At 58.8% G+C, this 13131-nt stretch carries 11 protein-coding genes; 10 read left to right on the top strand and 1 reads right to left on the bottom strand.

From position 1 onward, the window contains the following. Window positions 1–111 precede the first annotated feature (111 nt). The 10 genes from dalD to SPE70_RS17975 all read left to right on the top strand — a co-directional run bounded on the left by dalD (window position 112) and on the right by SPE70_RS17975 (window position 11761). Complete coding sequence (dalD, locus tag SPE70_RS18020) at window positions 112–1479, top strand: D-arabinitol 4-dehydrogenase (protein WP_032736020.1); 1368 nt, start codon at window positions 112–114, stop codon at window positions 1477–1479. A 10-nt stretch (window positions 1480–1489) separates the two neighbouring features. Further along, the gene (gene xylB / locus SPE70_RS18015) at window positions 1490–2953 is read left to right on the top strand and encodes a xylulokinase (RefSeq protein ID WP_032740112.1); all 1464 of its coding nucleotides are present in this window, start codon (window positions 1490–1492) and stop codon (window positions 2951–2953) included. A 70-nt stretch (window positions 2954–3023) separates the two neighbouring features. After that, window positions 3024–4301 (top strand): D-arabinitol transporter, encoded by a 1278-nt coding sequence (gene dalT / locus SPE70_RS18010; protein ID WP_008804068.1) that lies wholly within the window; start codon window positions 3024–3026, stop codon window positions 4299–4301. Window positions 4302–4349: 48 nt separating this feature from the next. Further along, complete coding sequence (locus tag SPE70_RS18005; protein ID WP_023340529.1) at window positions 4350–5012, top strand: HAD family hydrolase; 663 nt, start codon at window positions 4350–4352, stop codon at window positions 5010–5012. A 297-nt stretch (window positions 5013–5309) separates the two neighbouring features. Next, entirely contained in the window at window positions 5310–6464 is a 1155-nt protein-coding gene (locus SPE70_RS18000) for a mandelate racemase family protein (RefSeq protein WP_008804070.1), read from the top strand. Window positions 6465–6583: 119 nt separating this feature from the next. Further along, window positions 6584–8206, top strand: coding sequence for an ABC transporter substrate-binding protein (locus SPE70_RS17995; protein WP_064170384.1), 1623 nt, complete (start codon window positions 6584–6586; stop codon window positions 8204–8206). After that, complete coding sequence (locus SPE70_RS17990) at window positions 8203–9240, top strand: ABC transporter permease (protein ID WP_004149062.1); 1038 nt, start codon at window positions 8203–8205, stop codon at window positions 9238–9240. The genes SPE70_RS17995 and SPE70_RS17990 overlap by 4 nt, the downstream gene beginning before the upstream one ends. Then, complete coding sequence (locus SPE70_RS17985) at window positions 9237–10142, top strand: ABC transporter permease (RefSeq protein WP_002912641.1); 906 nt, start codon at window positions 9237–9239, stop codon at window positions 10140–10142. Before SPE70_RS17990 ends, SPE70_RS17985 begins: the two co-directional genes overlap by 4 nt. Continuing rightward, window positions 10114–10977, top strand: coding sequence for an ABC transporter ATP-binding protein (locus SPE70_RS17980; protein WP_016161507.1), 864 nt, complete (start codon window positions 10114–10116; stop codon window positions 10975–10977). The genes SPE70_RS17985 and SPE70_RS17980 overlap by 29 nt, the downstream gene beginning before the upstream one ends. Before the next feature lie 10 nt (window positions 10978–10987). Beyond that, window positions 10988–11761 (top strand): ABC transporter ATP-binding protein, encoded by a 774-nt coding sequence (locus SPE70_RS17975; RefSeq protein ID WP_016161506.1) that lies wholly within the window; start codon window positions 10988–10990, stop codon window positions 11759–11761. Window positions 11762–12000: 239 nt separating this feature from the next. Here the strand turns inward: SPE70_RS17975 and yegS are convergent, their stop codons facing one another. Beyond that, window positions 12001–12897, bottom strand: a complete 897-nt coding sequence (yegS, locus tag SPE70_RS17970) for a lipid kinase YegS (RefSeq protein WP_008804075.1) — start codon at window positions 12895–12897, stop codon at window positions 12001–12003. Window positions 12898–13131: the final 234 nt, after the last annotated feature.

Below are 13131 nucleotides of genomic sequence, written 5' to 3'. Positions count from 1 at the left end.
TTTATTGGTCATTTGTAATTTAATTGGGTAATTGTTCTTTTGTGATCCGTGGCTCTTATTTTGGTCAAATGATCAATTACAGTGGCGCCATCAACTCAAGGAGAACAGAACATGAACAATCAATTCACATGGCTTCATATCGGTCTGGGTTCTTTTCATCGCGCGCATCAGGCGTGGTATCTGCATCGTCTGATAGCGTCCGGGGATAAGCGCTGGCACATCGCGGCAGGAAATATTCGTAACGACGCCGAGCAGGTGGTGCAGGCGCTGGCGGCGCAGGGAGGACGTTACGTCCTGGAGACCGTCAGCCCGGAAGGGGAGCGCGAATATGAAGAAATTACTTCTATCCAGAAATTGCTGCCGTGGCAGGCCGGGCTGCAGCCGCTGATTAACGAAGGGGCGAACCCGCAGACCAAAGTTATCGCCTTTACTGTGACGGAAGGGGGGTACTACCTGAACACCCGCCATCAGCTGGAAACCAGTAACCCCGATCTGCAGGCCGACCTGCAAGGCGAGTGCAAAACCATTTATGGCACCCTCGCGCGGATCCTGGAGAAGCGCATGGCCGACGACGCCGGGCCGCTGACCCTGCTCAACTGCGACAACGTGCGCCACAACGGCGAGCGTTTCCACGACGGCATGGTCGAGTTCCTGCAGCTCACCGGCAAACAGGCGGTGATTGACTGGATGGCGGCCAATACCACCTGTCCGAACACCATGGTGGACCGCATCACCCCGCGTCCAGCGGCCGATCTGCCGGCCCGTATCAAAGCGCAAACCGGAATTGATGACAAAGCGCCGGTGATGGGGGAGACCTTTATCCAGTGGGTGGTGGAGAACCACTTCCGTGATGCCCGCCCGAACCTGGAAGCGGTCGGCGTGGAGATGGTCGAGTCGGTCATCCCGTATGAAGAGGCGAAAATCCGCATTCTGAACGCGTCGCACAGCTGCATTGCCTGGGCGGGAACCTTAATTGGCCAGCAGTATATTCATGAAAGCACGCTGACCGATGTTATCTACGCCATTGCCGACCGCTACGTCACGGAGGATGTCATTCCCTGCCTCGGCGATAACGGCATTGATCTGCCCACCTACCGGGATGTGGTGCTCAAACGCTTTACCAACCCCTATATCCAGGACACCAACCAGCGCGTCGCCGCCGACGGCTTCTCGAAAATTCCGGCGATGATCGCCCCCACGCTGCAGGAGTGCTATCAGCGCGGCGTCCGCCCTGAGGCGACCGCCATGCTGCCGGCGCTGTTCTTCGTCTTTATGGAGCAGTGGCATAAGGGAACGCTGCCCTATCAGTACCAGGACGGCATCCTGGATGCGCAGGCGGTGCATGAGATGTATGAGGCTCAGGATCCGGTGGCTGTCTACGCCCGCGATAAAGCCCTGTTTGGTGACCTCGCCAACAACGCGGATTTCCTGGCGCTGATGCGCGAGAAAGTCGCCGCCGTTTACACGCTGATTAAATAAAGAGGTGGCTATGTATCTGGGTATCGATCTCGGCACATCGGAAGTCAAAGCGCTGGTCATTGATGAGAACTATGAGGTTATCGCCAGCCATAGCGCGCCGCTGAGCATTCAGCGGCCCCATCCGCACTGGTCAGAACAAGCGCCGGAGCTATGGTGGGAGGCGACGGAGTACCTGATGAGCACGCTACGGGAAAAATGCGCGCAGCACTGGCCGGCCATCAAGGCGATTGGTCTCTCCGGACAGATGCACGGCGCGGTGTTGCTGGATGAAGAGGGGGAGACGATCCGTCCGGCCATTCTGTGGAACGACACCCGCTGCGCCGCAGAGTGCGCCGAGCTGGAGGCGATGGCGCCGGAGCTGCATCAGGTGGCGGGCAACCTGGCGATGCCGGGCTTTACCGCGCCGAAGCTGCTGTGGGTGCGCCGTCATGAGCCGCAACACTTTCAGCGCACCGCCACGGTGCTGCTGCCGAAGGATTATCTGCGCTATCGGATGACCGGGAAGAAAGTCTCCGACATGTCGGACGCCGCCGGGACGCTGTGGCTGGACGTGGCGAAGCGCGACTGGTCCGACGCTCTGCTGGACAAGTGCGGCCTGTCGCGCAGCCAAATGCCGGCACTGGTCGAAGGCTGCGAGGTTTCCGCCACCCTTGATCCGCAGGTGGCGGCGCGCTGGGGGCTGAACGCCTCGGTGGTGGTGGCCGGGGGCGGGGGGGATAACGCGGTTAGCGCCATTGGCGTCGGCGCGGTCTCGCCGGGGGATGCGTTTATTTCGCTCGGCACCTCCGGGGTGCTGTTTGTGGTGACCGACGCCTATCGTCCGGCGCCGCAGTCGGCGGTACATGCGTTTTGTCACGTGCTGCCGAACCTGTGGCACCAGATGAGCGTCATGCTGAGCGCCGCCAGCTGTTTGCAGTGGTTCTGCCGCCTGACCGGCACCACGGAGGTGGCGCTGCTGGCGGAAATTGCCGAGCTCAGCGAGGAGGAGAAAGCCCACGCCCCGTTCTTCCTGCCCTATCTCTCCGGCGAACGTACCCCGCATAACGATCCTGACGCGCGTGGCATGTTCTGGGGCATGACCCACGCCAGCCTGCGCGCCCAGCTTGGCTACGCGGTGCTGGAAGGGGTGAGCTTCGGTATCAACGACGGCCTGCAGGCGTTGAAAGAGAGCGGTACGCCCATCGCGCAGTGCTCGCTGGTGGGCGGCGGCGCCCGCAGTCCTTTCTGGGCCCAGCTGCTGGCCGACATTCTCGCTATGCCGGTGGTGACCCATAAAGGGGGAGAGACCGGCGGCGCGCTGGGCGCGGCGCGGCTGGCCTGCCTGGCGGCGGGCAAACCGATTGCCGCGGTGTGTGAAAAACCGGAAGTCTGGCAGACCTGGCGTGCGGATCCCGTTCGCCACCACACCCTGATGCAACGCTACGCGCAGTTTAAAGACCTGTATTTAAACGACCTGAATTATCGGCAGCACTGATTTTCATCATAACAGCCGCTTCGTTGCACATCGCGGAGCGGCCACCCTGTACCCTGAAAACGAGGTCATTATGTCTATCAATAATAAACAGTGGCTCGGTTTACCCCTGAACCTGCTCTGGGGATACATCGCCATTGCCGTATTTATGACCGGCGACGGTTTTGAATTAGCCTTTCTGTCGCACTATATCAAAGCGCTCGGCTTCTCTCCGGCGGAGGCCTCCTTTGCCTTTACCCTCTACGGCCTGGCCGCCGCGCTGTCGGCGTGGATTTCCGGCGTGGTGGCGGAAATTATCACCCCGCTGAAAACGATGATGATTGGCTTCGTGCTGTGGTGCGTGTTCCACGTGCTGTTCCTCGTTTTCGGCCTCGGTCACGCCAACTATGCGCTGATCCTGATTTTCTACGGCATCCGCGGCTTCGCCTATCCGCTGTTCCTCTACTCGTTTATCGTGGCGATTGTCCATAACGTCAAAAGCGACAATGCCAGCTCGGCCATCGGTTGGTTCTGGGCGGTCTATTCCATCGGCATCGGCGTGTTCGGCAGTTATATTCCGAGCTTCACCATTCCGCACATTGGCGAACTGGGGACTTTATGGCTGGCGCTGGCCTTCTGCGTCACCGGGGGCGTGATTGCCCTGGCTTCCCTGCGCCATATTCAAACGCCGCAGCATATGCAGAATCTCACCACTCGCCAGAAATTTTCCGAGCTGGGACGCGCCGCGACGCTGCTCTATACCAACCGCAATATTCTGCTGTCGAGCATGGTCAGGATTATCAATACCCTCTCGCTGTTCGGTTTTGCGGTCATTATGCCGATGATGTTTGTCGATGAGCTGGGCTTCACCACTTCAGAATGGCTCCAGGTATGGGCAGTCTTCTTCTTCACCACCATTTTCTCTAACGTGCTGTGGGGGATCCTGGGGGAAAAACTGGGCTGGATGAAGGTGGTGCGCTGGTTCGGCTGCATCGGGATGGCGCTCTCCAGCCTGGCGTTTTACTACATCCCTCAGCACTTTGGCCATAGCTTTGCGATGGCGCTGATCCCCGCCATCGCCCTCGGGATCTTTGTCGCCGCCTTCGTGCCGCTGGCCGCCGTGTTCCCGGCGCTGGAGCCGAAGCACAAAGGCGCGGCGATTTCGGTCTATAACCTGTCGGCGGGGATGTCGAACTTTCTCGCGCCGGCGATTGCCGTGGTGTTGCTGCCGTTCTTCAGCACCATCGGGGTGGTGATCGCCTACACCGCATTGTACGTGGTGGCCTTTTTCCTCTGCGCCTTTATCCGCGTGGAGCAGCCGGGGTTCTCCCACAAGGAAGCAACCGCCCGCGAGCAGGTTGAATTCTCTTAGGTGATGCGGCTGGCATGAAGCGCATGCCAGCCTTAATGAGGTGAACGAATGAGTATGCAGGCGGTTATTTTTGACATGGATGGCGTGATTATTGATTCCGAGGCGCTGTGGCGCCAGGCGCAGATTGACGCCCTCGCGCAGTGGGGCGCAACGGCGAGCGTGGATGAGTGTGAAACCCTCACCAAAGGCAAACGCCTCGACGAAATCGCTGGCACCTGGTGCCGCTATTTTCAGCTTGATCTTGACCCGCAGCGGCTTGAAGCCGCGATATTGCAGCGTATTACCGGCCTGATCGCCACCGAAGGCGAGCCGATGCACGGCGTGCATGAGGCGTTACGCTATTTTCGCGAGGCGGGCTATCAGATTGCGCTCGCCACGTCATCATCCCGCCAGGTTATTGCCGCTGTGCTGAACAAGCTCTCGCTCTGGCACTTTTTCGACGTGGTTTCCAGCGCGGATGATGAACCACGCGGCAAACCGCACCCGGCGGTGTACCTGACGACGCTGCGCAAGCTCAATCTCAACGCCAGCCAGTGCCTGGTGATTGAAGACAGTTACAACGGTTTTTGCGCGGCTCAGGCCGCCGGTATTCCCACGGCGGTGGTTGCCGAAGATAGCCGACAGGGGCGCTATCAGGCCGCTGTCGGCCGCTATCAAACTTTACCTGAACTGCTGGAAGCGCTTAACGCCGAGCCAGCGGCGGTCGCATAACTTACGCTTTCGTGAGCGCAGAAAATCCCGGGATGTACACGGTCGGTCACTCTCTTTTCTGCGCTCACGCCCTTTTTTCTCCATGCCGATCCGCCTCACATTTCGCTCATCTTTTGTGAAAACAGTCACGTCTTGTTGTGCCAATGCCCAAATTTATGGCTTTGCTTAGCGGTGTTTGTCCGAGGCACTGCTACGTAATTGTGCTTAGATTATATATTGAAACGTATTTTCAATAATGTGAAACCGCTTTGCCGATTTACTTCTGTCGATCGGATTTGGCCGTGATAAGGATTGAGCATGAAAATTGAATCTGTGAATGTCACCGTTTTCCAGTATCCCACTCGTCGGGTTTCCGACAGCGCCGGGCACTCCCATCCGGGGGCTGAAAGCATGGCCAAAATGGCGATGCTGACCATCACCGCTGATGATGGGGCGCAGGGTTTTTCGTTTGCGCCTCCGGAAGTCGTGCGCCCGTTCGTGGTGAATACTTTTTTTCGCAAAGTGCTGGTGGGGCAGGACCCTTTTAACCGCGAGCGTATCTGGCAGGATCTTAACCACTGGCAGCGCGGCAGCGCACATCAGCTAACGGAGCGCGCGCTGTCGTTTGTTGAACAGGCGCTGTGGGACCTGATTGGCCGCAGCCTCAGGATGCCGGTCTACAAGCTGCTTGGCGGCTATCGCGACACCGTCCCGGCTTACGGTAGCACCATGTGCGGCGACGATCTACCGGGCGGCCTGTCGACCCCGGAAGAGTATGCCGCCTTTGCCGAAAAGCTGGTCGCCCGCGGCTACAAGGCCATCAAACTGCACACCTGGATGCCGCCAATCTCTTTTGCGCCCAATCCCAAAATGGATATTAAAGCCTGCGCGGCGGTGCGCGAAGCGGTAGGGCCGGATATTGACCTGATGATTGATGGCTATCACTGGTACAGCCGCGCCGAGGCGCTGTGGATCGGCAAAGCGCTGGAAAAACTCAATTTCGCCTGGTTTGAAGAGCCGATGGAGGAGGATTCGATGTCCTCCTACGCGTGGCTGGCGGAAAACTTGTCGATTCCCATCGTCGGGCCGGAGAGCTTCGGCGGCAAGCACCACATGCGCGCCGAATGGGTGAAAGCCGGAGCCTGCGACATTCTGCGCGCCGGCGCTAACGGCGTGGGGGGCATTACCCCGACCATGAAGGTGGCGGCGCTGGCGGAATCTTTCGGCATGGATTGCGAAGTCCACGGCAACGGCGCGGCAAGCCTGGCGGTGGTCGGCGCGATCCGTAACTGCCGTTGGTATGAGCGCGGCCTGCTGCATCCGTTCCTCGACTACGATGAACCGGCGGCCTATCTCAACAGCATTGTCGACCCGATGGATGATCAGGGATTTGTGCATTTGTCACAACGTCCGGGTCTCGGCGAAGACATTAATTTTGCGTATATCGAAGCCAATACCGTTAGCCACGACTGATTTAAAAAAATAAATGCCCGATGGCGCTGCGCTTATCGGGTCTGCGGCCCGGTAGGCCGGATAAGGCGAAAATGCCGCCATCCGGCAACATGTACCCTACAGTACAGGCAAACAGAGATATGAAAAAAACCTCCTTACTGGCAGCGTGTACTCTCGCGCTCGCCATGTCGATGGGGAGCGGAGAGGCGGTGGCGAAAACCCCGCCCGACCAGCTGATCATCGGGATGAATATGAATAACCTGCTCACCCTTGACCCGGCGGCGATGACCGGTAACGAAGTGGTGGGGATCGTGGTCAACCTCTACGACTCGCTGGTGGAGCTGGACCCTGAGCAGCTCACCACCGTTAAGCCCGCGCTGGCGAAATCCTGGGATATCAGCCCCGACGGCAAAACCCTGACCTTTCATCTGCGCGACGACGTCAAGTTTCACTCCGGTAACCTGCTGACCGCCGCCGACGTCGTGTGGTCGATGCGGCGCATCCTGCACCTCAACCTGGCCCAGGCCTCGGTATGGAAATCCTATGGCTTCAGTAAGAAAAATATCGACAGCCAGGTCAGCGCGCCGGACCGCTTCACGGTGCAAATCGTATTACCCAAAGATAACGATCCGCAGCTGGTGATTTACTCGCTGGCGGCGCTGGGCAACCTCGGGGTGCTGGACAGTAAAACGGTACAAAGCCACCAGCAGGATAACGATTGGGGCAACCGCTGGCTAACCACCCATGAAGCCGGTTCCGGGCCGTTTACGCTGGAAACCTGGCAGGCAAAAGAGGTGCTGCGCATGAAGCGCAATCCTGACTACTGGCGCGGCGAGGCGAAAATGAGCCGCGTGGTGCTGCGCCATTTCCAGGAGTCGCAAACTCTGCGCCTGATGATCGAAAAAGGCGACCTCGATATTGCCAACAACATGGCGGTTTCCGATATCAACGCCCTGCGCAGCGACCCGCAGCTGACCGTCGATGCGGTGCAGCGCGGCACCATGTACTACGTGGCGATGAGCATGAAAGAGGCGCACTTCGCCAATCCGAAAGTGCGCGAGGCGGTGCGCTATCTGATTGATTATCAAGGTATCAATAAAGCGCTGATGCCGGGCTACGGCGTGCTGCACCAGCGGCCGATTAAGGCGGGCATGCCATCCACGCTGCCCGACCCTGGCTATAAGCTGGACGTGGCGCGGGCGAAAAAGCTGCTGGCGGAAGCGGGATATCCCAACGGCTTTGATACCACGCTGCGGGTACTCTCCGATCAGCCATTTCTTAACATCGCTATCGCCGTGCAGTCGACGCTGATGCAGGCGGGGATTAACGCCAAAATCATCACCGGCACCGGTAACCAGATCTACGGCGCGATGCGCGAGCGTAAATTTGACCTGCTGGTAGGTCGCGGCGGCAGCGGGATGGAGCCGCATCCGCACTCCAGCCTGCGCGCGCTGGTCTATAACCCGGATAACAGCGATAAGGCGCGCCTGACCAACTTCCAGGGCTGGCGTACCGGTTTTTACGACCCGCAGCTTAATACGATGATTGACCAGGCCCTGCTGGAACGCGATCCGCAAAAACAGGTGGCTGACTACCAGGCCATCCAGACACGCTACGACCAGCTGGTTCCGGCTTTAATTCCGCTTTCGCAGATGGTTGATTCGGTCGTCGTGCGCAACGAGGTACGGGAGTATCAGCCGCACCCCTCCGCCACCACTTTTCTGCGTGACGTCTATAAAGTCCGCGAAGGAGATAAAGGATGAGTACCGCAATCCTTGCGCCCGGCTCACGCGGCCGGCGCTTATCCAAACGGCTGCTGCAGGTGGTGATTACGCTGTTCGGCCTGCTGCTGCTGACCTTTACCATTGGCCGCGTCATGCCCATCGACCCGGTGCTGGCGATTGTCGGCCCGGATGCTGACCAGAGTACCTATCAGCAGGTTTACCAGCAGCTGGGGTTTGATAAATCGCTGACCACCCAGTTTGGCATCTATTTCGTCAACCTGTTGCACGGCGATCTGGGCAACGCGCTGCTGACCGGGAAACCGGTGGTGGACGATATTATCCGCGTCTTCCCGGCCACCATGGAGCTGGCAACGATGGCGATTATTGTCGGCGCGGGTCTTGGTATTCCGCTGGGCGTGTTGGCGGCGGCGCGGCGCAATAGCGTCTCCGATTATGTGGTACGCATTATCAGCCTGGCGGGCTACTCGACGCCGATCTTCTGGGTCGGAATGATGGGACTGCTGGTGTTCTATGCCTGGCTTGGCTGGGTAGGTGGCGCCGGGAGGGTAGATCTCGGGCTGGATGGTGTGGTGCCGCGCCGCACCGGCCTGATGACCGTTGATGCGCTGCTGGCAGGCAACGGCCAGGTGTTCTGGAACGCTATTAATCATCTGATTCTTCCCGCCTCGCTGCTGGGTTTTCACTCGCTGGCTTATATCAGCCGTATGACCCGCAGCTTTATGCTGGCCCAGCTGTCGCAGGAGTTCATTATTACCGCGCGGGTGAAAGGGCTGACCGAGCGTCAGGTTATCTGGAACCATGCGTTTCGTAACATCCTCGTGCAGCTGCTGACGGTAGTGGCGCTGGCCTACGGCGCGCTGCTGGAAGGCGCGGTGCTGATTGAAACCGTCTTCTCATGGCCGGGTTTCGGCTCCTACCTTACCGGTAGCCTGCTGCTGGGCGATATGAATGCGGTGATGGGCTGCGTGCTGCTGGTGGGCGTGATCTTCGTGATGCTCAACCTGCTCTCCGACATGCTGTATCAATTCTTTGACCCGAGGACAAAATCATGACCGTTTCTCTGGATTCGCCGCTTTCGGGCGGTGCGGGCGAAGGCCGTCAGCGGCTGCAACGCGCGGCGGCGCGGGCCGTCGGGTTTATCGGCAAAATGGCGCGCAATCCGCTCACGGCCATCGGCGGAGGCATTATCTTTCTGCTGCTGGTGGTGGCGATTTTCGCGCCGCTGATTGCGCCTTATAACCCGCTGGTACAGGACCTGAATAGTGCGCTGGTCGCGCCGAATGCACAGCACTGGTTCGGCACCGATGAGTTTGGCCGGGATATCTTTAGTCGCCTGGTGTACGGCTCCCGCATCACGCTCTATATCGTGCTGCTGGTCTCGGTGACTGTCGGTCCGCTCGGGCTGCTGCTGGGCGTCAGCGCCGGCTATTTCGGCGGTAAAGTCGATATGGTGCTGATGCGCGTCACCGATATTTTCATCTCCTTCCCGAGTCTGGTCCTGGCGCTGGCGTTTGTCGCCGCTTTAGGACCGGGGCTGGAGCACGTGGTTATCGCCATCACGCTGACCGCCTGGCCGCCGATTGCCCGTCTGGCGCGCGCCGAAACGCTCTCTCTGCGTCAGGCCGATTTTATCTCCGCCGTGCGTCTGCAGGGCGCTTCATCGGCCCGCGTCCTCTGGCGCCATATCGTGCCGCTGTGTCTGCCCTCGGTCATTATCCGTATCACCATGAATATGGCCGGGATCATTCTGACCGCGGCCGGCCTCGGCTTTCTCGGCCTCGGCGCGCAGCCGCCAGAGCCGGAGTGGGGAGCGATGATCTCCAGCGGGCGCACTTATATGATGGAGTGCTGGTGGGTCGTAACCATTCCGGGGCTGGCGATTCTGATCAATAGCTTAGCGTTCAACTTCTTAGGAGATGGCCTACGTGACATCCTCGATCCCCGCAGTGAATAATGCACCGCTGCTCGACGTGCGCGATTTGTGCGTCGACTTTGTTAATGGTAGCGCGGTGACCCACGCCGTGCGCGGCGTCTCCTTCCAGCTGGGGCATGAGAAGCTGGCCATTGTCGGCGAGTCCGGTTCGGGTAAGTCCACCGTTGGGCGCGCACTGCTGCAGCTGCATCCGAAAAAGGCCCGCGTCAGCGCCAGCCGGATGCAGTTTGCCGACCTCGATCTGCAGCATCTAAGCGAAGCGCAGATGCGCGGCGTACGCGGCAAACGTATCTCTATGATTATGCAGGACCCGAAATATTCGCTTAATCCGGTGGTCTGCGTGGGTAAGCAAATCGCCGAGGCCTGGCTTACTCATCATCCCGGGCGCAAAGATGAGGCGAAAGCCAGGGCGCTGGAGATGCTGAAGGTGGTGCGTATTCGCCAGCCGGAGCGCGTTTATCAGCTTTATCCGCATGAAATATCCGGCGGACAGGGGCAGCGCATCATGATCGCCATGATGCTGATTACCGACCCGGAACTGATCATTGCCGATGAGCCCACCTCCGCGCTGGACGTGTCGGTGCGCCTGCAGGTGCTGGGCCTGTTGGATGACCTGGTTCAGTCGCGCGGGCTGGGGCTGATTTTTATCAGCCACGATATCAACCTGGTGCGCAGCTTCTGCGACCGCGTACTGGTGATGTACGCCGGACGGGTAGTGGAGTCCATCGCCGCTAAAGATCTCGATAACGCCCGTCACCCCTACACTCAGGGATTGATTAACTCGCTGCCGGATATGCAGCATCGTCGCCCGATACTGCCGGTGCTGCAGCGTCAGGCCAGCTGGTTAACGGATTAAGGAGCTGATAATGATTGAAGTTCAACATCTCAACCTCGCGTTTGGCGAGGGGGAGAAGCGTAACCAGGTGCTGTATGACGTCAGTTTCCACGTTAAGCCCGGCGAGATCTACGGTCTGGTAGGAGAGTCCGGTTCCGGTAAAACGACGGTGCTCAAGTGCCTGGCGGGGCTGTTTACCCACTGGCAGGGGGAACTGACCATCGATGCTCAGCCCTTAGGGCATGAAATTAGCCGCGAGCGCTGCCGTCAGGTGCAGATGGTATTTCAGGACCCCTACGGATCGCTGCATCCCCGTCACACCATTGGCGATATCCTCGAAGAGCCGCTGCAGATCCATCGTTTCAATGACCGCGACCGGCGGATCAATGCGCTGCTGGATAAAGTTGGCCTCAACCGCGCTTTTCGTGAGCGCTATCCGCATCAGCTCTCCGGCGGGCAGCGGCAGCGCGTGGCGATAGCCAGAGCGCTGATTCTTGAGCCTCAGGTGCTGCTGCTGGATGAGCCGACGTCGGCGCTGGATGTGTCGGTGCAGGCTGAGATCCTTAACCTGCTGGCGGAATTGCAGCGGGAGGCGAAGCTCACTTACCTGATGGTCACCCACGATCTCGGGGTTATTGCCCACTTATGCCAGAAAGTGGCGGTGATGCAGTACGGGAAGATCCTCGAAACCCTGACGGTCGATGCGTTGGTCAGCGGCGAGGCGCGGACGGCCTATACGCAGATGCTGGTTAACGCCAGTCGACAATATACGCGCGAAATGGCGCGCGAGGTGGCGGACTATTAAGCTTGATGGCGCATTGTCTCACGGCAGATGCGCCCATTTTAATGGGTAATTATTTGATATTATGTGAGTTTGAGGTTGTAGATATCGTCTATTAATGTAAGTGCGGTGTTTGGATCGATATCCTGCCCAGGTTTTTCCTGCAGCCGCAGGTGCCGTTTTACCTTAACATTCAGAGGCTCAATCAACGAACCCGGCTGCTGTATACCAGCCGGGCGCCGTCTTTGCTTTGCGAAGCCTGATCAACGTAGCAGCGGGCAGTCGGGCGGCAGCCGGCAGCGCAGGGCCGCCGGTAACAGCTCCATGCGGAAGGTTTTTCCGCTGAGCGGCTCGCCGTCGAGGTTAAACGTCATCTCATGGGGGGCGGTGATCTCAAACCATGAGGAGACACCGTCAACAATATTCGGCGAGTTTTCCGGATTCGCCAGGGTGCTGAACAGGGCAGGGATCAGCTCTTCGCCGGTGAAAATGCGCAGATGCAGCAAACCATCGTTAATCAACGCCTCCGGGCACAACTGCTGGCCGCCGCCGGCCTGGCGGCCGTTGCCGATGCCAATGACCAGCGCATCGCCCTGCCAGTGAAAGTTCTCTCCGCGGATCTCGCAGCGGTCTGGCTTCAGGGTATCCATACGCATCAGGCCATGGATTAAATAAGAGACACCGCCGAGCGCGGCTTTGAGTTTTTCCGGCGTTTCGGTGGTGATCCGGGTGCCGAACCCGCCGGTCGCCATATTAATAAAGCCGGTTTTATCATTCACCCGGGCGATATCTATCGGCACATCGCGGCCGACGATCGCCAGCTTGAGTGCGCTGGCCAGATCCTGCGGAATGCCGACGCTGGTGGCAAAGTCGTTGGCCGTGCCCAGCGGTAAAATCCCCAGCGCCATCTTGCTACCGCGCTCCACCAGCGCGGTCGCCACTTCATTAATGGTGCCGTCGCCGCCGCCGGCGATCACCGTTTCAACGTTCAGCTGCAGGGCTTCATCGATAAACCGCACGGCATCGCCCTTTTCCCAGGTGACGCGGACGTGAATATCGATCCCTTCGTCGCGTAACAGGTTAACCGCCTCGCGTAACTGCGGTTCATTGGCACCTTTGCCGTTAAGGATCAGTAAGCTGGCAGGAAACGTAGACATCATCAAGGGAACCTTTATTGCTTAATGTTGCATAAAGTGTACCGCATGACGCAAGCGAAGACCGGAGGAGAGGCAAAAAAATAAGCCCGCGTAAGGGAGATTACGCAGGCTAAGGAGGTGGTTCCTGGTACAACTAGCATTTATGGGTTATGTTTTTCAGCGAAATGGATGATACCTGTTTCGATCGAAACGGTATGTGATCCGATTCTAATATCCTTACATCATGAAAAAATAACG

The organism is Klebsiella sp. ZJOU C1 (assembly GCF_035620215.1).
GTDB classification, from domain to species: domain Bacteria; phylum Pseudomonadota; class Gammaproteobacteria; order Enterobacterales; family Enterobacteriaceae; genus Klebsiella; species Klebsiella variicola.
The sequence above is the reverse complement of the archived record's forward strand: the minus strand, read 5'-3'. Positions and strand labels throughout refer to the sequence as shown.